Source organism: Streptomyces sp. NPDC020845, from assembly GCF_044334165.1.
Lineage (GTDB): Bacteria > Actinomycetota > Actinomycetes > Streptomycetales > Streptomycetaceae > Streptomyces.
The window spans coordinates 522000-547231 of record NZ_JBIRSJ010000002.1 but is presented as its reverse complement, the minus strand read 5'-3'; the positions used below and the strand labels follow the sequence as shown (position 1 = coordinate 547231).

At 70.2% G+C, this 25232-nt stretch carries 23 protein-coding genes and 1 pseudogene; 12 read left to right on the top strand and 12 right to left on the bottom strand.

All coding sequences use genetic code 11. The annotated features are described in order from the left end of the window. Nucleotides 1-5 precede the first annotated feature (5 nt). Nucleotides 6-1304: a hypothetical protein gene (locus tag ACH4U7_RS06360; RefSeq protein WP_398526831.1), complete on the top strand. Its 1299-nt coding sequence runs from the start codon at nt 6-8 to the stop codon at nt 1302-1304. 6 nt (nt 1305-1310) lie between these two features. Continuing rightward, nucleotides 1311-2198: an alpha/beta fold hydrolase gene (locus ACH4U7_RS06355; RefSeq protein WP_398526830.1), complete on the top strand. Its 888-nt coding sequence runs from the start codon at nt 1311-1313 to the stop codon at nt 2196-2198. Nucleotides 2199-2418: 220 nt separating this feature from the next. Here ACH4U7_RS06355 and ACH4U7_RS06350 read toward each other — a convergent pair whose 3' ends face one another. Next, nucleotides 2419-3615 (bottom strand): ATP-binding protein, encoded by a 1197-nt coding sequence (locus tag ACH4U7_RS06350; RefSeq protein WP_398526829.1) that lies wholly within the window; start codon nt 3613-3615, stop codon nt 2419-2421. A 173-nt stretch (nt 3616-3788) separates the two neighbouring features. Between ACH4U7_RS06350 and ACH4U7_RS06345 the strand changes: the two genes are divergently transcribed. Both ACH4U7_RS06345 and ACH4U7_RS06340 read left to right on the top strand, forming a co-directional pair. Further along, the gene (locus tag ACH4U7_RS06345) at nt 3789-4676 is read left to right on the top strand and encodes a helix-turn-helix domain-containing protein (RefSeq protein ID WP_398526828.1); all 888 of its coding nucleotides are present in this window, start codon (nt 3789-3791) and stop codon (nt 4674-4676) included. A gap of 14 nt (nt 4677-4690) precedes the next feature. After that, nucleotides 4691-4888, top strand: a complete 198-nt coding sequence (locus tag ACH4U7_RS06340; protein WP_385622573.1) for a DUF397 domain-containing protein — start codon at nt 4691-4693, stop codon at nt 4886-4888. A gap of 3 nt (nt 4889-4891) precedes the next feature. On the opposite strand, the gene ACH4U7_RS06335 is transcribed toward ACH4U7_RS06340, so the two are convergent. Both ACH4U7_RS06335 and ACH4U7_RS06330 read right to left on the bottom strand, forming a co-directional pair. Beyond that, a complete protein-coding gene (locus ACH4U7_RS06335; protein ID WP_398526827.1) occupies nt 4892-5194 on the bottom strand; it encodes a DUF6368 family protein in 303 nt (100 codons plus the stop codon). 67 nt (nt 5195-5261) lie between these two features. Beyond that, nucleotides 5262-6041: an alpha/beta fold hydrolase gene (locus ACH4U7_RS06330; RefSeq protein ID WP_398527012.1), complete on the bottom strand. Its 780-nt coding sequence runs from the start codon at nt 6039-6041 to the stop codon at nt 5262-5264. Nucleotides 6042-6178: 137 nt separating this feature from the next. Here ACH4U7_RS06330 and ACH4U7_RS06325 point away from each other — a divergent pair, with 137 nt between their 5' ends. Beyond that, nucleotides 6179-7735: an oxidoreductase gene (locus ACH4U7_RS06325; RefSeq protein ID WP_398526826.1), complete on the top strand. Its 1557-nt coding sequence runs from the start codon at nt 6179-6181 to the stop codon at nt 7733-7735. A 37-nt stretch (nt 7736-7772) separates the two neighbouring features. Here ACH4U7_RS06325 and ACH4U7_RS06320 read toward each other — a convergent pair whose 3' ends face one another. Continuing rightward, entirely contained in the window at nt 7773-8222 is a 450-nt protein-coding gene (locus ACH4U7_RS06320; RefSeq protein ID WP_398526825.1) for a carboxymuconolactone decarboxylase family protein, read from the bottom strand. A gap of 82 nt (nt 8223-8304) precedes the next feature. On the opposite strand from ACH4U7_RS06320, the gene ACH4U7_RS06315 reads away from it, so the two are divergent. Then, nucleotides 8305-9183: a sigma-70 family RNA polymerase sigma factor gene (locus tag ACH4U7_RS06315; protein ID WP_398526824.1), complete on the top strand. Its 879-nt coding sequence runs from the start codon at nt 8305-8307 to the stop codon at nt 9181-9183. Between the two features lie 121 nt (nt 9184-9304). Then, nucleotides 9305-10066 carry a hypothetical protein gene (locus ACH4U7_RS06310; protein WP_398526823.1) on the top strand — a complete coding sequence of 254 codons (762 nt, stop codon included), beginning with the start codon at nt 9305-9307 and terminating at the stop codon, nt 10064-10066. Here ACH4U7_RS06310 and ACH4U7_RS06305 read toward each other — a convergent pair. From ACH4U7_RS06305 to ACH4U7_RS06280, 6 genes are all read right to left on the bottom strand, one after another. After that, a complete protein-coding gene (locus tag ACH4U7_RS06305; RefSeq protein ID WP_398526822.1) occupies nt 10063-10695 on the bottom strand; it encodes a transcriptional regulator in 633 nt (210 codons plus the stop codon). The two genes, ACH4U7_RS06310 and ACH4U7_RS06305, sit on opposite strands and share 4 nt — an antisense overlap. Further along, nucleotides 10692-11822 carry a pyridoxal-phosphate dependent enzyme gene (locus tag ACH4U7_RS06300; protein WP_398527011.1) on the bottom strand — a complete coding sequence of 377 codons (1131 nt, stop codon included), beginning with the start codon at nt 11820-11822 and terminating at the stop codon, nt 10692-10694. Before ACH4U7_RS06300 ends, ACH4U7_RS06305 begins: the two co-directional genes overlap by 4 nt. An 88-nt stretch (nt 11823-11910) precedes the next feature. After that, nucleotides 11911-12810 carry an HAD family hydrolase gene (locus ACH4U7_RS06295; RefSeq protein WP_398526821.1) on the bottom strand — a complete coding sequence of 300 codons (900 nt, stop codon included), beginning with the start codon at nt 12808-12810 and terminating at the stop codon, nt 11911-11913. 161 nt (nt 12811-12971) lie between these two features. Then, nucleotides 12972-13844: a phosphatase PAP2 family protein gene (locus ACH4U7_RS06290; protein WP_398526820.1), complete on the bottom strand. Its 873-nt coding sequence runs from the start codon at nt 13842-13844 to the stop codon at nt 12972-12974. Nucleotides 13845-14027: 183 nt separating this feature from the next. Next, complete coding sequence (locus ACH4U7_RS06285) at nt 14028-15068, bottom strand: LacI family DNA-binding transcriptional regulator (protein ID WP_398526819.1); 1041 nt, start codon at nt 15066-15068, stop codon at nt 14028-14030. 25 nt (nt 15069-15093) lie between these two features. Then, entirely contained in the window at nt 15094-16755 is a 1662-nt protein-coding gene (locus ACH4U7_RS06280) for a glycoside hydrolase family 13 protein (RefSeq protein ID WP_398526818.1), read from the bottom strand. A gap of 297 nt (nt 16756-17052) precedes the next feature. Here ACH4U7_RS06280 and ACH4U7_RS06275 point away from each other — a divergent pair, with 297 nt between their 5' ends. From ACH4U7_RS06275 to ACH4U7_RS06260, 4 genes and pseudogenes are all read left to right on the top strand, one after another. After that, complete coding sequence (locus tag ACH4U7_RS06275; protein WP_398526817.1) at nt 17053-18336, top strand: extracellular solute-binding protein; 1284 nt, start codon at nt 17053-17055, stop codon at nt 18334-18336. Nucleotides 18337-18348: 12 nt separating this feature from the next. Beyond that, nucleotides 18349-19419 (top strand): carbohydrate ABC transporter permease, encoded by a 1071-nt coding sequence (locus ACH4U7_RS06270; RefSeq protein WP_398526816.1) that lies wholly within the window; start codon nt 18349-18351, stop codon nt 19417-19419. Nucleotides 19420-19421: 2 nt separating this feature from the next. Then, nucleotides 19422-20252 (top strand): sugar ABC transporter permease, encoded by an 831-nt coding sequence (locus tag ACH4U7_RS06265; protein WP_179285041.1) that lies wholly within the window; start codon nt 19422-19424, stop codon nt 20250-20252. A 60-nt stretch (nt 20253-20312) separates the two neighbouring features. Further along, a pseudogene (locus ACH4U7_RS06260) lies at nt 20313-21692 on the top strand (alpha-amylase family protein); the annotation flags it as partial. Nucleotides 21693-21755: 63 nt separating this feature from the next. On the opposite strand, the gene ACH4U7_RS06255 reads toward ACH4U7_RS06260, so the two are convergent. After that, entirely contained in the window at nt 21756-22370 is a 615-nt protein-coding gene (locus ACH4U7_RS06255) for a hypothetical protein (protein WP_398526815.1), read from the bottom strand. A gap of 202 nt (nt 22371-22572) precedes the next feature. On the opposite strand from ACH4U7_RS06255, the gene ACH4U7_RS06250 reads away from it, so the two are divergent. Beyond that, nucleotides 22573-23100: a DinB family protein gene (locus ACH4U7_RS06250; RefSeq protein ID WP_398526814.1), complete on the top strand. Its 528-nt coding sequence runs from the start codon at nt 22573-22575 to the stop codon at nt 23098-23100. A gap of 17 nt (nt 23101-23117) precedes the next feature. On the opposite strand, the gene ACH4U7_RS06245 is transcribed toward ACH4U7_RS06250, so the two are convergent. Continuing rightward, nucleotides 23118-25109, bottom strand: coding sequence for a hypothetical protein (locus ACH4U7_RS06245; protein WP_398527010.1), 1992 nt, complete (start codon nt 25107-25109; stop codon nt 23118-23120). Between the last annotated feature and the right edge of the window lie 123 nt (nt 25110-25232).

The window sequence follows — 25232 nt, the reverse complement described above, 5'->3', positions numbered from 1 at the left end:
GACCCATGCCCCCCTCGCGGACCTCGACCACTCCCGCCCTCGGCGGCAGCCGATGGAACACCTTCCCGGCGACGGGCACCATGACCGCCCGCGAGTTCTTCACCGGCACCGAACCGCTGCTGCAGGGCGTCATCGACGCCCTGCGGAGCGTCGACCGCGAGATACTCGGCGCCCAGATCCACGCGACGCTCGGCCTCGGCACCCGGGAGACCTCGCTGCCACTGGCCCTCGGTCCCGACGCCGCCCCGGCGACCCGCGAACTGGGCACGCAGGCCGAGGCCATCGGCCGGGAGATCGCCTCTTGGGCGACAGCGGCCCTGGACCGGCTGCTCACCCACCGGATATCACTGCCCGCGGGCCCGCTCGTCGTCCGCAGCCACTGCTACGGCCATCTGCTCACCCACCCCGCGACCGACCTGCTCATGGGCCGCCGCGGCGGCCCCGTCACGATGCAGCTGTACAACGAATGGCTGCACCAGATGGTCCTGCTGCGCGACGCCCTGCTGCCCTTCACCAACTGGCAGGACGTCCCGCTCCTCGTCACGCCGAGCGGACTGCGGCACACCGAGCCGGCCCGCGACCGTTTCCTCACCGAACTCCTGGTCCGCCAGATCCGGCACACCAGCATCGTGAACTTCGCCCGCCACACCATCACCGGCAGCTCCGGCCCCGACGGCTACGGCTTCGACCACGACGGCGGCACCGTCCTGCCCGCCGTCGTCGACGCCCCACCCCTCACCGCGCCCCGACACCTGCTGACCTGGCGCCCCAACCCGGCTGCCGGCGAATCCGCCACCTACGTCGCCGAGGTGCGGGACTACTACGCCGCACCCCGCACGCTCATCGAGCACCTGCCGCCCACCACCGGAACACCGGGGCCGATCACCGCCCGTATCGTGGCCGAACCGGTCGTCGACGGGACCCGCACCGCCCACGTCGAAGTGACCCACGCGGCCCACAACGACGCCACCGCCCGCGTCGACCTCGGCCAATGCCTACGCGGCCACCGCTTCGCCCACCGCCGGGACCCCGCCGCACACCCCGAGGCACCCGGCGACACCCGAACCGCGGACACGTGGGCCGTACTGCGCGCACCGGGGTTGGTGTGGACGGAGGGCGGCGACGTCACCCTGGACGCCACCGCGCAGGACAACACCGTCGTTCTGGCCCTGCTCGGCCGGCTCTACCCGGACAACGTCGTCCTGCGCCCTGCCGACCGTCGCGCCGGTCCAGTGACCGCGGCGATGAACGGACCGAGCGGCCTCGCGATCGACATTCGCCGCGAAGCACACCAGGAGAGCTGACGGCACATGATCTTCGACCACCACGGAGCCCCCGTCCGCACGGGCCGTGCCACCGCCAACGGAACGAGTCTGCACTACCGGACAGCCGGCTCCGGCCCGGCGGTGGTGCTGCTGCACGGCGTACCCAAGACCGGCTACCACTGGCGACACCTCGTCCCCAAGCTGACGCCACATCACACCGTCGTCGTACCGGACCTCCGCGGTCTCGGCGACTCCGCCCACCCCGCGGACGGATACGACTCCGCGACAATGAGCGACGACATCGCCGCGCTGATGGCCCACCTCGGCCACGAGTCCTACAGCGTGATGGGAGAGGACTGGGGAGCGGTCATCGGCTACCAACTCGCCGCCCGCCACCGCGCTCACGCCAACGCCCTGGTCTTCGCGGAGGCGCTGTTCCCCGGGTTCGGCTTCGAGGACCACACCGCTCTCACCCCCGAGAACGTCTCCAGCGGGATGCACCTGTGGCATCTGGGCTTCTACTTCCAGCCGGACGTCCCCGAGATGCTGATCGCCGGCCACGAGCGTGAACTCATCACGTACATGCTCAAGAACGAACGCAGCCACCCCGACACAGCCACCGCGGAAGCGGTCGACGAATACGTACGCTGCTACTCCATGCCCGGCGGCATCCGCTCGATGCTGGCCATCTATCGCGCCATGCTCATCGACGCCGAACAGAACCGTCAGGCAGCCCAGAAGAAGCTGGACATCCCGGTACTCGCCCTCGGCGGCTCAGCCTTCATCGGCGACCGCAACGAGACCCAGATGCGGCTCATGGCCCACGACGTCACCGGCCACATCTTCGACGCCGGACACGACCTCGCCGAGGAAGTGCCGGACGAGGTGGCCGCCGTGGTACTGCCGTTCCTGGCCCCCGTGCACGCGGCTTGACTCGTCGTCGGTCTCGCGGGTGCGGGTGCGGGCGCGGGTGCGCTGCGCTGCGGGTTGGCTGCGCTTCGCTTCGCCTGCGCCTGTGCGCCGTCTCGCGGCATTCGGTGCGGGCGGGTGCGGGTTTCGTCTCGGACCCTCCGGGTCCAAAGCGCCGGCGAGAAGGGGGAAGAGGGGCGGCTGGCCTGTCGTCCTGGTTCCTCGGCCCGGCGGGCGGCTGAGCTCAAAGAGGCTCCGCTGCGCTCCGCCGCAGCTGCTGCCGCGCGGTGGCTGCCCGGTCAGTCCAGCGGTGCGCCGGGCCGGGGTGCGGGAGCGCGACGGAGGGCGGGCACCGGCGGGCGGGATCGGCTCTCCCCCCACCCCCTCTTAAATAATCGCTTGATGCAGTACTTGATGCAGAGCAAGTGTTTTTTTGAGAGGGGGTGGGGGGAGAGCCCGGCGTCCACCGCTCCGGGCGACCATCCACCGTCGGCCGCCGCCCGTCGGCCGGTGAGGGCCCGTCGGGCTGGACGGCGACGATGCCTTGGCGCCCCCTCCCCGTTTCCGCTGCTGGCCGCTTTGCGCCGAAGGCGCGAGACGATGCACGCACGCGGCGTCCGGACCATGCCGTCCAGCGGTCGCCGGCCCGTTCGTCGCGCTCGTGCGCCTCCGGTCCAGCGCACCGCTGGGCCGACCGGCTCGCCACCGCGCGGCAGCAGCTGCGGCGGAGCGCAGCGGAGCCTGTCTTGAGCCGAACCGTTCGCCGGGCCGAGGAGCCGGGACACCGGGCCGACCGCCCCTTCCCTCCTCCTGCTGGCGCTTTGGACCCGGAGGGTCCGAGACGAAACCCGCACTCGCCCGCACCGAATGCCGCGAGACGGCGCATAGGCACACGCGAAGCGAAGCGCAGCCAACCCGCAGCGAAGCGAAGTGCACCCACACCCGTATGTCTATGACTGTGTCCGGTGGCCCTACCGTTCCAGGGTTCGGTGGTCTCGTCTGAGGTGGCGTGGCGTTCGTCATGTGCGCGCGCCGCCCACCTGGAACCACACCGCCTTTCCCGGGCCGGGGCCATGGTGGCAGACGCCCCAGTCGACGGCGCAGCTGTCGATGAGGAACAGGCCCCGGCCGTTTTCGGTGTCGGTTTCGGCCCTGGTGAAGGCATGCCGGGGGCGTCGTCGCTGACGAGGACGCGGAGTGTGCCGAGGGCGGCCCACTCGGCGTAGAGGGTGACGGGTGCCGCGCAACCGCTGTGCAGGCAGGCGGTGACGGCGTTGGTGACGGCCTCGGAGGTGAGGAGGAGGGCGGTGTCGGTGAGGTCGGGGCGGTTGGCGGTGCGCAGGGCGGTGCGTACGGCTTCTCGGGCGGTGCGGACCCAGGTGGGGTCGGGTGGGAAGACGAGGGAGAAGTCGGCACGGGGGTGCTCGGGGCTCGTGGGCATGTTGCCTCCTTCGGCCAACGGCCGGATGGCGTGCGCCGGTTGGGCGGTTCGTCTTCGACGGTAGAGTTGGTGGTTTAGCTAGCGCAACTCATTCTCGGGATTTAACCCTCCCGAGTGGACCCATCGCCCCAGAGGCGGGCAGACTGCGCGTGATCCACGAAGGGAGTCGCACGATGGGGCTACGGGCCAACCCGACCCAACGGCAACGACGACTGGGGGAAGAGCTGCGGAAGTTGCGCGAGGCAAGTGGGCTGTCCGCGACGGACGCGGGTGCCCACGTGGGGTTGGGTCGGGCGCACATGAGTCACATTGAGACGGGGCGAACGGCCATCCCCGAGGAGAAGCTGCGGGCGCTTGCTGGCGTGTACGGTTGCACAAGCCATCCCTTGGTCGATGGGCTGTGCGAGATGAGTCGCGCCACGGGGCGGGGTTGGTGGTCGGCCTACAAGGAGACCCACGACGCCCGAGCCTTCGACCTCGCGGAGTTGGAGGCGGGCGCTGCGGCACACCGCTCGTTCCAGTGGATGTACGTGCCCGGTCTGCTCCAGACCCCGGATTACATGCGTTGCCTCTTCGAGGGCAGTCAGCCGAACAGCCCCGAAGTGGTCGACAGCGCTGTCGAGTTCCGGCAGCGGCGGCAGCGCGTGCTGGTCGACGGATCGCAGCACTTCCATGCGGTCATCCATGAGGCCGCTCTGCTCATGCAGTTCGTGTCCGCCGACGTCATGCGTGGCCAGATCGAGCATCTTGTCAAGATGGCAGAGCTGCCTCAGGTGCGCATTCAGTTGCTCCCGTTCCAGGCGGCCGTCAACGCGGCCGCTACCCCTGGCGCCCCTTTCGGCATCCTGGACGGCCGGGTGCCAGAGCTGAGTACCGTCTACGTCGAGCATCCGGTCTCGTCCGTCTTCCTCGGCGACCGGGAGCACCTTGCCCAGTACAACGCCGCCTTCGAGCACCTGAGTGCGGTGGCGCTGTCGCCGATTGCGCTTCGGGCTGGGCGCGAGTGCTATACGAAGCGAGACTCGCTCCAGCTCATCCAGCACTTGCTGTACGTACTGTGAAGGGAACCCCATTCATGCCTTCGTGGCGGAAGTCAAGCTTCAGTAGCGGTCAGGTCAGCTCCGATTGCGTGGAAGTCGCCGCGTCACCCCGAAACCTCATACTCCTGCGCGAGAGCGACGACCCGACCGCCGTCATCACCACCGCCCCGGCCCGGTGGGCCACCTTCATACGAGGCGTCAAGCGCGGCGACTTCGACCGACTCCCGCAGTAGCGACTACTTGAGGAGCCGGAAGCCGGGCTGCTCGGCCCACGCCCTCAGGAACTCGGCGGAGCCATGCGCGGTCGCCCAGGGGTCCGTCATCAGGGCCATCACCCCGGGAAGCCCGGACACGAGGCGGTGTCCGTCGACACCGCCGGTGTCCGTGATGCCGAGGCTCTCCGCCCACACATGGAGGTCGTACTCGCCGACCCGTTTCTCCTCAAAGCGTGACGAGGAGGCCACCAAGTAGTCGCGGAGCCGCTGGATGGCGGAGGCGGAGGGCGCTTCGGCCAACTCGATCACCAACACCGCGCCCATGGCGGGCAGCCTAGCTTGTGAGCCGACGGCGGCACGGGATGGGAGCGGCCCGTGGGCGCGCGGCCGGTCAACCCTGGGCAGGAGCCGCGAGTGCCGCCGCCGTGGCGTGGGCGAAGGCTTCCGGGTTGTCGAGCATGATGTTGTGCCCGCAGTCCGGGATCGCGACGACGGACACTCCGGCCTCGGTGAGCGCTTCGGTGCTCGGGAGCGGGGCGTCGGCCTCGGGGAGCAGATAGGTGCGGGGGATCTTCAGGTCAAGCAGCAGCTCGCGCATGGTGGGGACGGTGCCGCGGGTGAGGTGGAGTGCGCTGCGGTGCAGTGCCTCGCGGCCGGCCAGGCGCATGGTGGACCACCAGTGGGGGCCGACCCGGTCGCGGACCTCTCGCCAGCCGCCCGCCAGGAACTCCTCTTCCGTGTACGCGGCGATACCGCTGCTGCCAGAAGAGCCGGGCTTGCGCGGGATCGGGTCGAGGTTGGCGTCGATGAGGACCAGGCGGGAGACCAGGTGGGGGTGGCGGGCGGCGAGGACGATGGCCACCGAGCCGCCCATGCTGTGGGCGATCAGTTCGGCGCCGGTGACATCTGCGCTGGCCAGCGCCTCGGCGAGCGTGTCGGCATGTGATTCCAGCGTGTAGTCGAAGTCCGTCGGCCGGTCGCTGATGCCGTGACCCAGCAGGTCGATCAGCAGCGAACGGCGGCCGGTCAGGAGTGGGTGTACCGCGATCTCCGCGAAGTAGGCGGGCGATGTGGCGCCCAGGCCGTGTACGTAGACGCGTGCCGGCTCCTGCCCCGGCAGCTCGACCCACCGGATCCGGTCGCCCTCGGGCGTTACGGCGGCGTTGCGCATGGCCTGCTCTCCTGCGGTCACGATTGATGCGTCGATGGAGGGACGAGAGTAGCCACACCAGAAGGCGGTGGACGTGGCGGCCCTCCGATGCGCGCGGGGGCAAGACGAGCACGAAGGAAGATCACTACTCTGCATGAGTGCTCTCCTACGACGAGTTGACATCACCGGAGCGCGAGCTGTGGGACGCGTTCCCCGAGGGACGCCGCGTGGACTTGCGTACGGGGGTGCCCGAGGACGACCGTGTCGCCGAGGGTGGGCAGTGGGGCCTCGGGCGGACGGTTCGGGCCGCCGTGATCGTGGCACTCCTCCTGGGCGCGAACACCGCACAGCCGGGCGCGGTGGCGTGTCTGAGGCTCGCCGGAGGGCGGATATCCGGGCACCTCAACCTGGCCGGCGCGCAGATCGCTCACGCCCTCTGGCTCGAGGACTGCTGGTTCGAGGAGGGCGTGGATCTCTCCGGAGCGTCGACCCAGTCGATCGCGATCGTGGGCAGCCGAGTGCCGGGCGTGGAAGTCGGCATGATCCGTATCGAGGGACGCCTCGATCTGCGCCGCTCTCGCCTGGAAAGCGGCTCTGCCTCGCCCTTCCACCGCAGGGTCACCGCCTTGTCGCTCATCAACGCCCACGTGAGCGGTGCCGTGAACCTCAACGGAGCTGGGATCACCGCACCGGGCGAGTGGGCGGTGTCCGCCGGCGGGCTGGTCGCGGAGGGCGGCGTCTACTGCGGGGACGGGTTCGTCGCGCACGGCGAAGTCCGTCTCATGGGGGCACAGTTGCCAGGCGGACTGCATATGAGGGGTGCACTACTGGAGCGCCCCGGTCGGCGCGGGGTGGCGCTCGCCCTGGACAACGCCGTGGCCTCGACGCTCGACTTCTCCGACGGGTTCATCGCGAACGGGACCGTACGGCTGCGGGGTGCCCGGATCTCGGACGACCTGACCTTGGAAGGAGCCGTCCTGAATGGGCCGCCCGACGGCCACGGCCCGTCATTGGACGCCCTGCGGATGCAGGCCGTCGACTTCGACCTCACCCTGGCCCGGCGGCCGTCCGGCGCCGTGGACCTGCGGGGCGCGCAGGTGTCCTACCTCCACGACAGCGAGCACAGCTGGCCGGACGTGGTGGAGTTGGACGGCTTCGTCTACGGCTCCGTCAAGGGGGACGAGGCAGGGGAGCGGCGGGAGGCGGCGGGGCAGCCGGACTCCGTGGCACGCCGGGTGGCGTGGATACGACGCAGCCCGGGCTACAGCCCGCAGCCCTATGAGCAGTTGGCGAGCTGGTACCGGAAGGGCGGCCACGACGACGACGCCCGCCGCGTCCTCCTGGCCAGACAGCGCCATCGGCGTCGAACTCTGCCCCGGGTCACCCGTGCGTGGGGGCACTTGCTCGACGTGACCGTCGGTTATGGCTATCGCCCCTGGCTGGCCGGCGTCTGGCTCCTCGCGCTGACCTTGCTGGGCACGCTCTCCTTCGGCGCTCACTCCCCCATCCCGGTCAAACGAGGCGAAGGCGCCCCGTTCCAGCCCCTCGTCTACACACTCGACCTCTTGATCCCCATCGGCGGTCTGGGCCAGCGCACGGCCTGGTACTGGTCGAACGACAGCCTCCAGTGGCTGGCCTACCTCCTGATCGCCTTCGGCTGGGTGCTGACGACCGCCATCATCGCGGGTGTCACCCGCACGCTGCAGAGAAGCTAGCGGGCGACAGCCGAACCTTCAGGGTCGTCCAGCCAACTCACCAGGTCTTGCCGGCCTGCTCGCGGATCGTGTGGTTGATCCGGTTGAAGAAGTTGGTCATCGCGATGTTCATGATGATCGCGGACAGCTGCTTCTCGTCGAAGTGGTCGGCGGCGGCGTCCCAGATCTCGTCGGTCACCCCCGGCGCGCCGTCCTGGATCCGGGTGGCGGCCTCGGTCAGGGCGAGCGCAGCCCGTTCCTCCTCGCTGAAGAAAGACGTCTCGCGCCATGTGACCACGTTGTGCAGCCGCTCATCGGTCTCTCCGTGCTTCTTGGCCGACTCGACCCCGGCGAAGACGCACGGGCTGCAGCCGTTGATCTGGCTGGCGCGCAGGTGGACCAGTTCGAGTACGAGTGGGTCGGCGCCGGAGCCGTGAATCGCCTTCATGAGGTGTTGGATCCCGGTGAGGACATCGGCGTTCACCGGGCCCTTCATGCGTGCTTCCATCGATCTCGCTCCTTCATCGGTTACCTGTGCCCGTTCGGGCACGTCATCCCCATGACGGAGCAGATCCGAGGAAGGTAACAACATGCCCGACACCAGCCCGACGGACCCGGTGGCCAAGGCGTTCGAGGCCCAGCGCGGCCGGTTGCGCGCGGTCGCCTACCGCATGCTGGGATCGCATGCCGACGCCGAGGACGCGGTACAGGAGGCTTGGCTGCGGCTCTCCCGCCAGGACACGGCGACCATCCACAACCTCGCCGGCTGGCTGACCACGGTGGTCGGACGGATCAGCCTCGATGTCCTGCGTTCGCGTCAGGCCCACCCCGCGGCGTCCTACGACGACCGGCTGCCCGAGCTCGTGGTGACGGTCGACGACGGACCCGCGCCGGAGGACGATGTGGCGCTCGCCGACTCGGTCGGGCTCGCGCTTCTGGTCGTTCTGGATTCGCTCGGGCCGAGCGAGCGGCTGGCGTTCGTACTGCATGACCTGTTCGCCGTGCCGTTCGACGAGATCAGTCAGATCCTGGGCAAGTCCACCGCCGCCACCAAGATGCTCGCCAGTCGCGCCCGTCGGAAAGTACACACAGCCCAGCGGCCGATATCCGGAGGGCGGGAGCAGCGAGCGGTGGTCCAGGCATTCCTGGCAGCGGCTCGCCACGGCGACTTCGAGGGGTTGCTGCGCGTACTCGACCCCGAGGTGAGGCTGACCGTCGAAACCCCCGATGGTGTGGCCGTCGTCCTCGGCGCCACCCAGGTCGCCGCCAGGGCGCGGCTGTCCGCCGGTACGGCCCCGCGCGGGCGGGCGGCGCTCGTCAACGGGGCGCCCGGGATCGTGTCCTGGCACGAGGACGGCACCCCGCTCTCGGTCATGGCGTTCACCGTCGTCGAGAGCCGGATCGCCCGTATCGCGGTCGTGATCGATCCGGCCAGGCTCGCGTCGATGGATCTGCCGGGGCCGGTGTGAGTTGCCGCAGAGGCGGTCACCGCGGTGCGGGCCGTAAGCCGTTGTCAGTGCGAGTAGTTACCGTCATGGCGCTGCGGCAATCGTCGTCGGCCATCGCCTTCCAGGGGAAAGGGCGCCCATTGTGACCGATCTGTTCGCCGTGTCCATCGGCAGTGTCGAGGAATGCACCGTGCGCGGGAGGCTGCACATCATCAACCCCGATGCCGCCTTCGTCCCCAAGGGGCCACCTTTCCCGCTGGCCCTGCTGGTGGACGCGTGGTTCCTGCTGTCGAACGGGTTCCTGAGGGACGGCGACGGCATGCCCAGCCGCCCGGACCGGTATCCGTATTCCACGGAGCGGGGCATGGAGATCGTGGCCGGTATGCGGATGAAGGATGAGTTCCGCGAGCTCTACGACGCGGTCCGCGGCAAGAAGATACGGGTCACCGACGACGGATATCTGCTCGCGGACGACGGCATAAGCGTGCTCATTCCCCGGCGTACGGCGAAAGCCGTGTACGGAGAGGAACTGGGGGGTGGATCCGGGTATGACGGCATTTCTCACTATGTCTTGACGGAGAGCGACCCCGTCGAGTTCTCCTGCCGAGCCTTCGAGATCGTGACCTCCTACGAGACGGGCCCGATCCGTAACGTCCCCCTGTGGAGTGAGGTCGCGGCGCTGGAACACCCCGACGAGCCATGGGAAGAGGGAGACCTCGACGATATAGCCGGGCTGGAGGGCGAGGCCGATCTGTCGGACTGGCAGACATGGATGCTCATAGGCACCCGTCCCTTCGAGGAGCTTCCCTACAGCGACTTTACGTTCACGGTGAGCCACCCGGCCTATCTCGAGCATGTGGTCGGCGGAATGCGCTGGTCGACAACCCACACCGGGCGCGTCTAGCCGGCTGAGCGCAGGTAGTTGTAGACCGTCGCCCTGGACACCCCCAGCAGCTCCGTCACCACCTGCACGGAATGCTTGACCTGAAGAAAGCCGCGGGTCTTGAGGGAGCGTACGAGCTCCTTCTTCGCGGCGGAGCCGAGGCTGCGCGCCGTGTGGCCGCGGACGGCGGCGAATTCCTCGATGACGGTACGGAGTTCGTCTGCGGTGCGGGCGCGCAGGGTTTCGGTGAGGGGCTGTTCCTGGTCGTCGGTTCTGACCAGGTTGTTGAGGCTGCGGGCTACGCTGGCGAACAGCGAGACGTCGAGGTTGAGGCAGATGGCGGCGATGTATTCGCCCGCGCTGTTCTTGATGCCGATCGAGGTGCTTTTGGCCGGGCGGCCGTCGGGGAAGCGGTTGGGGTAGTTCTGGACGATGTCCGGGAAGCCGGGGTCCTGGATGCGGGCGATGCCGAGCTCGGTGGCGGGGTCGCCGACGGAGCGGCCGGAGAGATTGCTCTCTATGGCCCGGATGGCGTGTTCGGGGTCGCGCAGATCGTGCAGCACGACCTCGCACAGGCCCGGGAACATCCGGCCGATGGCGACGACGATCTTCTCGGCCTCGCGCAGCAGCAGGTCGTCCTCGGCGGTCATGGTCTGCCTCCCTGATCGGCGAAGCCTTGATCGGTGAAGAGGGCGTTCATCGCGGTCGCCGCCTTGAGCCCCGAGCCCGTCAGCAGTACGACGGTCGTCTCGCCCGGCCGGATCGCGCCCCGGGCGCGGAAGACGTCGATCGCGGCGGCCGCGGTCGCACTGGTCGGCTCCGCGTACAGGCCCATGGCGGCCAGGCGGCGGACCGCGGTGGCGATGTCGTCCTCGGGGATGGCCGCCATGTCGCCGTCCGAGCGGCGGACGGCCTGGACGACCTCCGGCAGCCGGATGGGCTCGCGGATGGCGGTGCCCTCGGCGACGGTGGGGGCGAAGGGGGCGGCGACCCGGTCGTGGAACGCCGCGTGGATGGGGGCGCAGTTGGCGGGCTGGGCGACGAGCAGCCGGGGGCGGCGCCGGATCTGGCCGGAGGCCAGCAGCTCGGAGAAGCCGATGTCGCAGCCCAGGACGGTGGAGCCGGCGCCGGCCACGGTGACGACATTGTCCGGGGCCGTGAAGCCCAGGTCCTCCCACAGCTCGTACGCGAGGGTCTTGGTGCCCTGGAGGAAGAACGGGTGCCAGTTGTGGCTGGCGTAGTACGTACGCTCCGACCTGCGCAGCGCCTCCGCCGCGGTGGCGTCCCGGTCGCCCGGGACGAGCTCGACCCGCGCCCCGTACGCGCGGCTCTGGAGCACCTTGGCGGGGGAGGTGGCCTCGGGGGTGAGGATCGTGGCCCGGATGCCGGCGGCCGCGCAGTACGCCGCGACGGAGGCGCCGCCGTTGCCGGAGCTGTCCTCGATGACCTCCGGCACGCCCCGCTGAGCCAGCAGGGAGATCATCACGCTGGTGCCGCGGTCCTTGAAGCTGCCGGTGGGGCTGAACCACTCCAGCTTGAAGCGGACCGGGACCTCGCCCCAGACCTTCTCGACCAGCGGGGTACAGCCCTCGCCGAGCGACACCGGGGCGGCGATGTCCACGGGCAGGGCCGCGCGGTAGCGCCACAGCGAACGGGTGCCGGTGTCCACGTCCTCGCGGGTGATGCCGGGCAGGGGGGAGACGGTCAGCGGGGCGCCGTCGTCGCCGCACCAGCGCGGGTCGGTGAGCGGGTAGCGGGCGCCGGATCGCTCGTCCAGGTAGTGGGGTTCAGGTTCAGGGTGGCTGGGTTCAGGGTGCACTTTAGAAATTCTGTTTAGTTATGGATGATAGGTCAAGAGGGCTTGGTCAGGGGTGGCCGTACAGGCGCTCCAGGACCGCCGCCACCCCGTCCTCGTCATGGTCCGGAGCCACCTCGTCCGCGACGGCGATCAGACCCGGGTGTGCGTTGCCCATCGCCACCCCGTACCCGGCCCACTCCAGCATCGGGATGTCGTTCGGCATATCGCCGAAGGCGATCGTGTCCTCGGGCGCGAAGCCCATACGCTCCGCCGCCCGCCCCAGCCCCACGGCCTTGTCCACCCCCGCCGGCAGCACCTCGATCATGCCCTTCTCGGAGTGCGTCACCGACACCTCGTCCCCGCCCGCCAGCGCCGCGGCCGCCGCGACCCGGGCGTCGGGCAGCTCGCGATGGCGCATCAGCACCTTCTCGATCGGCTGCGCCCACAGCTCCTCCCGGCTGCCCACGAGCCCCCAGTCGGGGCGCATCCGGTCGGTGAAGCGCGGCGTGATCACGAAGCGGTTCTCGGGCGCGGCGGTGACCACCGCCAGCTCCAGCGGACGCCCGCCCAACTCCTCCTCCGTGCGCTTGACCACCGCCCGCGCCAGGTCCAGGTCCAGCGCCGCGGAGACCAGCAGCCGGTCCGCCGAGGCGTCGTACAGCTGCGCGCCCTGACCGCATACCGCGAGCCCCTGATAGCCGATGGCGACCAGGAACTCCCGGCAGGAGGTGGCCGGTCGGCCGGTGACGACCAGATGGCGCGCCCCGGCGCGGTCCGCGAGGGCGAGCGCCGCGCGGGTACGGGCCGAGACGGTCAGGTCGGTGCGCAGCAGCGTGCCGTCGAGGTCGGTGGCCACCAGCCGGAAGGGCGGCGGGCCGGCGGAGTCCGGGAGGGGCGCGGAGCCCGAGCGGGGCCGTGGCAGCCTGAGTGCGGTGGCCGGTGCCGGCGTGGCGTCAGCGGTGTGCACGTGCCGGTGTCCCTTTCGTCCTGTGTCCTCGGGCCCGCGGCAGTGCGCACAGGTATGTGCGCGGGGATGCGCGCGACGCGGACCGCCGCCCCCGCGCGATGGTCGAGCCGGTGATCGAGCCCCTGAATTCGGAGCCAGGATGGCGGCTCGGGCGGGTGCGATCAAGCCGCCTTGACAGCCGCGCTTCCCTCCGCCACATACCGCGGCAGCCGGTACGGGAGCCTGCCGTACCACAGCCGCGACAGGGTGAAGCCGAACGACAGGCAGATGACGCCCCCGACGGCGTCCAGCCAGAAGTGGTTGGCCGTCGCCACGATCACCACCAGCGTGGCCGCCGGGTACAGCAGCCCCAGCGCCTTCACCCACACCGGGCGGGCCAGTACGGCGATGGTGACACCGCACCACAGCGACCAGCCGATGTGCATCGACGGCATCGCCGCGTACTGGTTGGACATATTGGCCAGGTTCCCCGAGGCCATCGACCCCCAGGTGTCGTGCGCCACGACGGTGTCGATGAAGTTGCCCCCGGCCATCAGCCGGGGCGGGGCCAGCGGGAAGAAGTAGTAGCCCAGCAGCGCCACGCCGGTGGTCGCGAAGAGCACCAGCCGGGTGGCGGCGTACCGGCCCGGGTGCCAGCGGTAGAGCCACAGCAGCACGCCGAGGGTGACGATGAAGTGCAGCGTGGCGTAGTAGTAGTTCATTCCTACAATCAGCCAGCCGACCGAGTCGACCGCGTGGTTGACGCCGTGCTCGAAGGCCATGCCGAGTTGGTGCTCCCACTCCCAGATCCAGCCGGCGTTGCGCAGCGCCTCATGCCGCTGCTCCGGGACGGCGTTGCGGATCAGGGAGTACGTCCAGTAGCTGACGGCGACGAGGGCGATCTCGAACCAGAGCCGCGGTCTGCGGGGGGTGCGGAGCCGGTCCAGGGGCCTTTGGGGTGGCGCTGGGCGCGTACCGGCCCCCGCTTGGCTCCCCTCGATGGGTGACGGAGTGGCCGTCCGGCTTGCCAGAGTCCTCACAGTCGTTTCACCCATGGGGCAACAGTCTGCCAGAAGCGGCCCAGCGGCAGATCGCCCTTCGGGCCGGTCTTGACGCCTTATGTCCTACTCCGGCCCGCCCTGCATGTGGCGTAGTCCGCCGTACGCCCGGTTATGTCCCGCGCCCATGTCCCGCCCATGTCCCGACTGTGTCCCGCCGGTGTCCCGCCTGTGTCCCGCCTACGGCCCGCCGCCCCGCGCCCCCGCCCCGTGGGCCGAGGCCGTGGAGCCGCGGACCACCAGCTCCGGGAGGAAGACGAATTCGCTGGGCGGGGCCGGGGTGCCGCCGATCTCCTCCAGCAGGGCCCGCACCGCGGCCTGGCCCATCGACTGCACGGGTTTGCGGATGGTGGTCAGCGGCGGGTCGGTGAAGGCGATCAGCGTCGAGTCGTCGAAGCCGACCACCGAGATGTCCCGCGGTACGGCCAGGCCCTGCTGCCGGGCCGCCCGTATGGCGCCGAGCGCCATCATGTCGCTTGCGCAGACCACCGCCGTGCAGCCGTGTTCGATCAGCGCGCCGGCCGCCGCCTGGCCGCCCTCCAGTGTGTAGAGCGAATGCTGGATCAGCTCTTCGGACTTCTCGGGCGCGACCCCCAGCTGTTCGTGCATCGCGCGCTGGAAGCCCTCGATCTTCCGCAGTACGGGCACGAACCGCTTGGGGCCGAGCGCCAGCCCGATCCGGGTGTGGCCGAGCGAGGCCAGGTGGGTCACCGCCAGCAGCATCGCCGCCCGGTCGTCGGGCGAGATGAAGGTCGCCCGCACCTTGGGGGAGTAGCCGTCGACCAGGACGAACGGGACGCCCTGGCCGTGCAGTTGGTCATAGCGCTGCATATCGGCGCTGGTGTCCGCGTGCAGCCCGGAGACGAAGATGATCCCCGCCACCCCGCGGTCCACCAGCATCTCGGTCAGCTCGTCCTCGGTCGAGCCGCCCGGGGTCTGGGTGGCCAGCACCGGGGTGTAGCCCTGGCGGGTCAGCGCCTGCCCGATCACCTGGGCGAGCGCGGGGAAGATCGGGTTCTCCAGCTCGGGGGTGATCAGGCCCACCAGCCCCGCGCTGCGCTGCCGCAGCCGCACCGGCCGCTCGTATCCGAGCACGTCGAGCGCGGCCAGGACGGATTCGCGGGTGGCCGCCGCCACGCCGGGCTTGCCGTTCAGGACGCGGCTGACCGTGGCTTCGCTGACCCCCGCCTGGGCTGCGATATCAGCGAGTCGTGCGGTCATGGGGCTGGACTGTACCGGTCGCATGTCAGATTGCCCACCACGCGCAGGAATCGGCGGGAATGCGCACCGTGCCCGCCCCGTACTCCAGCGGGGCCGAGGACAGCAGCGCACGCCCTGGAACGGGCAGTTCCACCCCCTCCCCGAGGGTGTTGATGGTGCATACGAACCCCGGGCGGGACAGCGCGAGCACCCCTTCGGGTGCGTCCAGCCACTCCATCGGGGTGTCGCCGAGGCCGGGCACCTCCTTGCGCACCGCGAGCGCCGCGCGGTACAGCTCCAGCGTAGAGTCCGGGTCGCCGGTCTGGGCCTCGACCGACAGATCCCGCCAGCCCGCGGGCTGCGGCAGCCAGCTGCCGCCGGGCCCAAATCCGTACGACTCCCCACCGCGCGACCAGGGGATGGGCACCCGGCAGCCGTCCCGGAAGCCGTCCTGGCCGCTCTCGTGGAAGGTGCGGAAGAAGGCCGGGTCCTGGCGGCAGTCGTCCGGCAGGTCCGTGACCTCCGGAAGCCCCAGTTCCTCGCCCTGGTAGATATACGTCGAACCGGGCAGCGCCAGCATCAGCAGGGCGGCGGCCCGGGCCCGCCGCAGGCCCTGGGCGGGGCTGTCCTCGGCGTAGCGGGTGGGGTGCCGGACCACGTCGTGGTTGGAGAGCACCCAGGTGGTGGGGGCGCCCACGGAGGCGGTCGCGGCCAGCGAGTCGTCGATCACCTCGCGCATCGCGGCCGCGTCCCACGGGCACCTGAGGAACTGGAAGTTGAACGCCTGGTGCAGCTCGTCGGGGCGTACGTACAGGGCCAGCCGCTCGGAGGTGGGGGCCCACGCCTCGGCGACGCCGATGCGTGCCGGGCCGTCGTGGGTCTGGCTGTAGGAGTCCAGCAGCCGCCGCCAGGAGCGGTGGATCTCGTGCACCCCGTCCTGGTCGAAGAACGGCAGCACCTGCGCGCCGATCAGCTTGGCCTGTTCGGTGCGGCCGATATCGGGCAGACCCGCGGCCTTGACCATGCCGTGCGCGACATCGATGCGGAAGCCGTCCACGCCCAGGTCCAGCCAGAACCGCAGGACGGACGCGAACTCCTCGGCGACCTCGGGGCACTCCCAGTTGAGGTCGGGCTGCTCGGGCGCGAAGAGGTGCAGATACCACTCGCCGGGGGTGCCGTCGGGGTCGGTGGTGCGGGTCCAGGCGGGGCCGCCGAAGACCGACTCCCAGTCGTTGGGGGGCAACTCGCCGTCCGCGCCCCGGCCCGGCTGGAAGTGGTAGCGCTCGCGGGCCGCCCCCCGAGGTCGGTCCGCGAGCGCCTCCTGGAACCACACGTGTCGATCGGAGGTGTGGTTCGGAACGATGTCCACAATTACTTTCAGGCCCAGCTCATGGGCGGTGCGCACCAGGTCGTCCGCGTCGGAGAGGGTGCCGAACAACGGGTCGACGGCGCGGTAGTCGGCCACGTCGTAGCCGCCGTCCGCCTGCGGCGAGGCGAAGAACGGGGTCAGCCAGACCGCGTCCACGCCCAGTCGGGCCAGGTGCGGCAGCCGCTCGCGGGCGCCGCGCAGATCCCCGATGCCGTCGCCGTCGCTGTCGGCGAAGGACCGCACGTACACCTGGTAGATGACGGCGTCACGCCACCAGTCGGGGCCGCCGGACGGCTGCGCGGTCTCGGTCTGGGGGGAGGTGGTGAGCTCCTGGGTCATGCCGGTGAACGTAACAGCTCTGCAATGCCTTGCGGAAGAGCTTGCAGGGGCTTGCAACCCCTATCGGGGCGGCTCCGGGGCGGCTACGGGGCGCCTCCGGGGCGGCCTGGGGGCGCTCGCCGGGGCACTCCGGCACATGTGTCAAGCGCTCGGGCGGCCACCGGAGGGACACGTGGGGGTAACGATCCCGGCCGCTTTCAGAATTTTGCTGCAAAGTCTTTCGATCGGTTTGCATCCCTGTTACGTTCCTCGGCAACTCGGCGCCGCGATGGCGCGGCCGGCTTTGGAGGAGTTCAGATGCGACGTGGCATAGCGGCCACTGCGCTCGTCGCGGCGATGGCGCTCGCGGCGACCGCATGCGGCGGTGATGACGGCGGCAGCGGCGGGGGCAACAAGTCGGCCGGGGAGATCTCCGGCACCGTGACCTACTGGGACACCTCGAACGAAGCCGAGAAGGGCACGTACAAGAAGCTCGCCGAGGACTTCAGCAAGAAGTACCCGAAGGTCAAGGTCAACTACGTCAGCGTGCCGTTCGGCGATGCGCTGAAGAACTTCAAGAACGCGGCGGGCAGCGGCGGCTCCGGCGCCCCGGACGTGCTGCGCACCGAGGTCGCCTGGACCCAGGACCTCGCCAACATCGGCTATCTGGCCCCGCTGGACGGCACCGCCGCCCTCGACAAGGAGTCGGACTATCTGCCCAAGGCCGCCGCCGGCACCAAGTTCAAGGGCAAGACGTACGCCGTGCCGCAGGTCATCGACACCCTCGGCCTCTTCTACAACAAGAAGCTGCTGAAGGAGGCCGGCGTCGAGCCGCCGACCAGCTGGACGGAGCTCAAGGCCGCCGCGAAGAAGATCAAGCAGAAGACCGGCAAGACCGGCCTCTACCTGCGCGGCGACGACGCCTACTTCTACCTGCCGTTCATCTACGGCGAGGGCGGCGACCTGCTGGACACCGACGCCAAGAAGATCACCGTCGACGACGAGCCCGGCGTCAAGGCCTTCGCCACCGCCCGCGACCTGGTCAAGTCCGGTGCGGCGATCACCGACGCCACCGACGGCTGGGACAACATGCAGAACGCCATCAAGAACGGCGATGTCGCGATGACCATCAACGGGCCGTGGGCGATCGAGGACACCCTGGCCGGCAAGGCGTTCAAGGACGACAAGTCCAACCTCGGCGTGGTCCCCGTCCCGGCCGGCAGCAAGGCCCAGGGCGCCCCGCAGGGCGGTCAGAACCTCACCGTCTACGCCGGGTCCAAGAACCTGGACGCCTCCTACGCCTTCGTCAAGTACATGAGCTCGGCCGAGGTCCAGGCCGAGACCACCGAGAAGCTGAGCCTGCTGCCGACCCGTACCTCGGTCTACGCGAACAAGGCGGTCGCGGCCAACGCCAACGTCAAGTTCTTCAAGGCGGCCGTGGACAAGGCCGTCGAACGCCCCTGGATCCCCGAGGGCAACAGCCTCTTCCAGGCGATCCTGGTCGAGTTCCCGAACGTGGTGACCGGCAGGACCTCCCCCGAGAAGGCCGCCAAGTCGGTGGCCGCCGCGTACCGCAAGCTCCTCAAGGGCGACTGGAAGTAGGGACCCGCGACGATGGCTGTCGAGACCGGCCAGTCGGCAGGATCGGCCGCGGGCGCGGAGGGCGCCCGCGGCCGGGTCCGCGAGACCGCCGCCGAAACCCATAAGCCCGGCGAGCCCGGCAGGCCCGGCAAGAAGAGCGGGGTGAACAAGCGGCCCCCGGGCCGGATCCGCAATGCGCTGGGCCGCCACTGGTACGCCTGGGCCATGGTCGCGCCCGTCGTGCTCGTGATCGGCCTGATCATCGGCTATCCGCTGGCGCGCGGCATCTATCTGTCGCTCACCGACGCCAACGAGGCGAACGTCGAGCGCAACATCGGGATGAACCACATCCCCGCGACGTACGACTTCGTCGGCCTGGACAACTTCACCGCGATCCTGAAGGACCCGATCTTCTGGGACCGGCTCGTCTGGACCGTGACCTGGACCGCCGCCTGCGTCGCCCTCACCTTCGCCATCGGCCTCGGCCTGGCCGTCATCCTCAACCGCAGATTCGCCGGCCGCACCCTCTACCGGTCGCTGCTGATCCTGCCCTGGGCCGTACCCGCCTTCGTCTCGGTCTTCGCCTGGCGCCTGCTCTACAACGAGCGGAACGGCATTCTCAACAAGATCCTGGACGGCGGCGGCATCGACGCCGTGCCCTGGCTGAACGACCCCACCATGGCCAAGGTCTCGGTGATCGCCGTGAACATCTGGCTCGGGGTGCCGTTCATGCTGGTCGCGCTGCTCGGCGGACTGCAGTCCATCCCCGGTGAGCTGTACGAGGCCGCCGAGATGGACGGCGCCGGGCCCTGGCAGCGGTTCCGCCACATCACCCTGCCCGGGCTGCGCTCGGTCAGCTCCACGGTGGTGCTGCTGTCGACCATCTGGACCTTCAACATGTTCCCGGTGATCTTCCTGCTCACCCGCGGCGGACCGGGCGACAGCACCGAGATCCTGGTGACGTACGCCTACCGGCTGTCGTTCGTCAACAGCCCGCGCGACTTCGCGGGCGCCTCGGCATGGGGCGTGCTCATCCTGCTGATCCTCATGCTCTTCGCGATGGTCTACCGCCGCGCACTCCGCAAGCAGGGAGAGGTGTGGTGACCATGCGCGACCAACGACGTTCCCCACTGGCCTCGGTCGGGCTGCACGCGACCCTCATCGTCGCCTCCGCCGTCGCGGTCTTCCCGCCGCTGTGGCTGCTGGTGACCTCCTTCAAGCCCAAGAGCGAGGCGTTCTCCACGGATGTGGTGAAGAGCCCGACGCTGGACAACTACCACCACGTCCTCGCCGATACGAAGTTCCTCACCTGGTTCGGCAACTCGCTGTTCGTCGTGCTGATCACCACGCTGCTCGGCGTGTTCGTGGCGGCCACCACCGGATACGCCGTCAGCCGCTTCCGCTTCCCCGGGATGCGCCCGCTGATGTGGCTGCTGCTGATCACCCAGATGTTCCCGGTGGCCATCCTCATCGTCCCGCTGTACAACATCATGTCGACGCTGGGCTGGCTCAACCAGCCGATCGCCCTCATCGTCACCTACCTCACCGTCGCCGTGCCGTTCTGCGCCTGGATGATGAAGGGCTTCTTCGACACCATCCCGGTGGAGATCGACGAATCCGGCCGGGTCGACGGGCTCAACCCCTTCGGCACCTTCTGGCGGCTGGTGGTGCCGCTGGCCAAACCGGGCCTGGCGGTGACCGCGTTCTACACCTTCATCACGGCCTGGGCCGAGGTCGCGTACGCCTCCGCCTTCATGACGGGAGAGGAGAACCTGACCCTCTCCGCCGGGCTCCAGACCTTTGTCAACCAGTACACCTCGGACTGGGGCTCCATGACCGCGGCCGCCGTCCTGATCGCCATCCCGGCGACGCTGGTGTTCTCCTGGGCCCAGCGTCACCTGGTCGCCGGGCTCACCGCCGGGGCGACCAAGTCCTGACCCTCCCCAACCGAGCCTCGATCGTCTTCCGCAACTCCCCCCACAGAAGCAGGAGGAACGATGGCCAGCAGACCCCTCGCGGCCGCCCTCGCCCTCGCGGCGGGCGCGGCGATGCTGATAACCCTGCCGGGGCAGGCGCAGGCCGCGCCGCCCGGCGACAAGGACGTCACCGCCGAACTCTTCGAGTGGACCTACGACTCGGTGGCCAAGGAGTGCACCAACACGCTGGGGCCGGCCGGTTACGGCTATGTCGAGGTGTCCCCGGCGACCGAGCACATCCAAGGCGGCCAGTGGTGGACCTCGTACCAGCCCGTCAGCTACAAGATCGCCGGACGGCTCGGTGACCGCACCGCCTTCAAGAACATGATCGACACCTGCCATGCGGCGGGCGTGAAGGTCGTCGCCGACGCCGTCATCAACCACATGTCAGCTGGGTCCGGCACGGGAACCGGCGGCTCCTCGTACACCAAGTACACCTACCCGGGCATCTACCAGTCCCAGGACATGGACGACTGCACCGCGCAGATCAGCAACTACCAGGACCGCTGGAACGTCCAGCACTGCGAGCTGGTGGGCCTGGCGGACCTGGACACCGGCGAGTCGTATGTGCGCGACCGGATCGCCCAGTATCTGAACGACCTGCTCTCGCTCGGCGTCGACGGCTTCCGGATCGACGCCGCCAAGCACATGGCGGCCGAGGACCTGGCCGCGATCAAGAGCAAGCTGAGCAATCCCAACGTCTACTGGAAGCAGGAGGCCATCTACGGCGCGGGCGAGGCCGTCTCGCCGACCGAGTACCTGGGCAACGGCGATGTGCAGGAATTCCGCTACGGCCGCGACCTCAAGCGCGTCTTCACCAGCGAGAAGCTGGCCTACCTCAACAATTTCGGCGAGGGCTGGGGCTATATGGCCTCAGGCAAATCCGGTGTCTTCGTCGACAACTGGGACACCGAGCGCAATGGCTCCACCCTGTCCTATAAGGACAACGCCGACTACACCCTCGCCAATGTCTTCATGCTGGCCTGGCCGTACGGCTCCCCGGACGTCCACTCCGGCTATGAGTTCTCCGACAACGACGCCGGGCCGCCGAACGGAGGTACGGTGAACGCCTGCTGGCAGGACGGCTGGAAATGCCAGCACAAATGGCCCGAGATCATCAAAATGGTCGCCTTCCGCAATACGGCGCGCGGCACGGCCGTCACCAACTGGTGGGACAACGGCAACAACGCCATCGCCTTCGGGCGTGGTGAGAAGGCGTACGTCGCCATCAACCACGAGGGCGCCTCGCTGACCCGGACCTTCCAGACCTCACTGCCCGCGGGCGGCTACTGCGATGTGCAGAGCGGCAAGAGCGTCACGGTCGACTCCTCCGGACAGTTCACCGCGACCCTCGGCGCGAACACGGCGGTGGCCCTGCACGTGGGCGCGCGGAGCTGCGGCTGAGCCCTGGAGCTGGATGGAGCCGCACATCGAGGGATGTGCGGCTCCTTCGCGGTTTCGCCGTTACGCGGGCTTGGTGCGGACGAACCGGTCGGGGTTGCCCTCGCCCCAGTTGAAGGTGAGAGTCTGGCCGCCGTTGCTGAGCTGGGCCGTGCCGTGCGCGGTCTCGCCCTGGCAGGTGAAGGAGACGGCCATGGAGGAGCTGATGGTCCCGGAGCAGGTCCCCTTGTTGCCGGTCGCGGACAGGGAAGTGCCGCTGATCCTCAAGGTGATCACGTTGCCGCTCGCGTCCCGCACCGGGTAGTACCAGTTGCCCTGGACCTTTGCCAACTGGCCGCCGGCAGACGGGGTGGGAGCGCCGCCCCCGCCGCCCGCGCCGCCGCCCGTACGGCTCGGGACCGGGGCCTTGGTGGGGGCGCTGGTGGTGGTGCGGCTGGGGACCGGGGTGGACTTGGCGGGGGTCCTGCTCGAGGTGGGGGTGGGGCTGGCGGACTTCATGTCGCCCGACTCACCGGTGCCGGAAGGAGTGGGCTTGCCCGGTTTCTCGGACTGACTGGCGCCCGTGTTCTCCTTGGCCGGCGACGCAGACTTTCCGTCGCCGTCGTCGCCTCCGCAGCCGGTCAGGGTGAGTGCCAGCACCGCGACGGCGGTGGCGGCGATCGAAGTCGTTATCCGCACGAGATATCCTGCCGTACCCAATTCAATATTCGGAATTCCATGGACGCTGGCGAGCCTTCCATACGCGACAAGCCGAAATCCAGTGCTCAAACACGTTCTCTGGATCAGTTCCGCTGTACTGCGGATGAGGAGTGGCGGCGCGGGTCCGTTCGCCCCGGAAAATCGGTTTCGGGCAGGGGTGGCGGTATGCCAGGGTCGCCGGGTGCATACCTCCCCACGTGAACTGGCTCGCTGGCAGTTCGAGCTGACCTGGTCCCTGTTCGAGTACCACCTGGAGCGGCTGGAACCGGAGGACTTCCTGTGGGAGCCCGCCACCCACTGCTGGACCGTACGTCAGCAGCCCGACGGGACCTGGGCGCCCGACTGGGCGGACACCGAACCCGATCCGGTGCCCGTCCCCACGATCGCCTGGCTGAGCTGGCACATCGGCTGGTGGTGGAGCGTGACCCTCGACCACGCGCAGGGCCGGACGCCCCGGGACCGCACCGAGGTCACCTGGCCGGGGGACGGGACAGCGGCCGTCGAGTGGCTGCGCGGGCTGCGCACGGACTGGCTGGCGGCGCTGGACGAACTCACCGACGCCGACCTGGAGGCCGTCGCGCCCTTCCCCTGGCAAAACGACCCGCAGCACACCGTCGCCCATATGCTCGGCTGGGTGAACGCCGAGCTCATGAAGAACGCCGCCGAGATCGGCCAGCTCCGGATGGTGCGCGCGGCCTCACCACGCTGAACTGAGCTGAGCCGAGGTCAGCGCAGCGCCGTCAGCCGACCGCCGCCCATCAGCCGGCCGATCAGCCGCGCCTGGTCGCCGGCCTCGGCGGGCAGCGTCAGCAGCCGTCCCGCCGCCGCGCCCCGCACGTCGCCGCGCGCCGCGACGGCGGTCACCTGGCTGCTGCCCGCCGCCAGCAGATACCACCGTCCGGTGCGCGACTTCCACAGCGCGCCCGCCAGCACCCGCGGCGCGCGCGGCCCGCAGTCCGGGGAGCCGTCCGCGCTCGCGACGATGGCGGCCGGGGCGCCCGGGTCCCTGGCCGGGGGCTGGAACTGGGCCAGCACCCGGTCGCCCACGCCCCGCCAGGTCTCCGCGCGGGTGCACACCCAGTCCGCCGCACCTCCGCCCTCGGGCAGCCGCTGGGCCGCGAACCGCCAGGCGTTGACCTCGCGCACGCCCCGCGAATGCAGCAGCGGCAGCCGGCAGCCGGTGTGCGCCCAGGCCGCCCGGGCCTCCGCGCCCGCCACGTCCAGCGGCCCGCCGCCCGGCCCGAACCCGCCGGGGGCGCCGTACGTCAGCCGGGCCGGGACGATCTCGCCCAGGTCGGTCACCAGGCGGGAGCCCAGCCGCAGCGCCGTCCAGCTCTCGCACTCGGGCGTCCGTCCCGAGCCGGGCATCAGGCCCGCCCCGCCCGCCCGCACCGGGTCGGTCACCCCGTCCGGGGCCAGCCGCAGCGGCCGCGGCGCCTCGTCGGGCCGCACCAGGTCCCGTACGGAGGGGCGGCGCACCCAAGGGGCCGTCAGATAGCGGACGTTGCCGTCCGCGCGGGTGGCGACCAGCGCGGTCGAGGAGGCCGCGTCGGCGGCGTCGGTCCGCGCGAAGTCCAGCGCCACCGCGCCGCCGTCGCCCCGGCCCTTCTCCGCGTACCGCACCACCCGCAGCCCGTCGTACAGCAGCACCACCGTGACCTGGTCCACCTCGCCCGCGTACAGCAACTGCGGCGGTCCGGACGGTGGGCCCGACTGGGTGCCGGGCGTGGCCGACACATGCACCGAGCGGCCCGGCCGCGCCCATACGGCCAGCGCCCGGCGCAGCAGCGGCGTGTCGTCCGTACGGTCGCCGCGCGCGGGCCAGGACGAGAAGTCGGCGCGGGTGGCGGTGCGCCATGCGCCGGGCTCGGCGCGGGTCAGCTGGGCCGGGTCGAGCGCCCGCTCCGACGACGGGTTGCGGGCGTACGAGGGGGCCGCCGCGCCGCTGGGGCCCCAGCCCTCGCCGGGCAGCCCGAGCAGCGTGCCGCACACCACCAGCGCCGCGGCGGCGGCGAGGGCCGCCCGTACGTGCTGGCGGCGCCGCATCAGATCGGTGGGCCGGGCCTGCAGCGAACAGGCGTCGAACTCGGCGGACTCCAGCAGCGCCCCGTCCCGGCTGCCCGCCGGGCCGTCCATCTCGTCCGCCTCGATGAGCGCGCCCCGCGGATCGACGACCCCGGCGGCCTTGAGCACCTCGCGCACCTCGGGGTCGTCCATCTCCTCCAGCTCGCGCAGCACATACGCGGCGCGGCCGGGTCCTGACAGCTCCGACAGCGCCTTGTCCAGGGCGAGTTCATCGGCCCCGCCCGGGCGCGGGACCAGCCGTAGCCCCCACACCCGGGGCAGCGCCGGCGCCAGCGGCCCACGCCGCCGCCGCGCGGCCCGCAGCGCGCCGCGCAACACCCGCAGCCGTACGAAGGCGTACCCGCCGTCGCCCGCCGCGCCCTCCGGCCCGCCCTGAGACCCGCGCTGCCCGGGCAGTCCCGGCCCGGTACTGGTTTGAGTTCCCGCGCTGTTCGCCCGGTTGCGGGGGAGCGCGCGCTGGGCGAGGGCATGCGCCGCGAGCACCCGGCGTGTGCGCCCCACGCCGGGTGGCAGCACCAGATACGCGAGCCGCACCAGCCGCGGATAGTGCTCGACGATGGCGGCCTCGGCCTGCTCGACGTCGATGAGGGTGGGGGATTCGGAGAGGTTGGCTGTCGCCTGCTGCTGCTCCACGGTTGGTGAACGAGCGCCGGATGGGATGGTCACCGCCCCGGTGTGGCGCCACTGGTCACCACACCGGAGCGGTGGGGGCTGAGCGATCACCCGAAGCCCCTCGGGGTGACCCGAAGTCCCCAG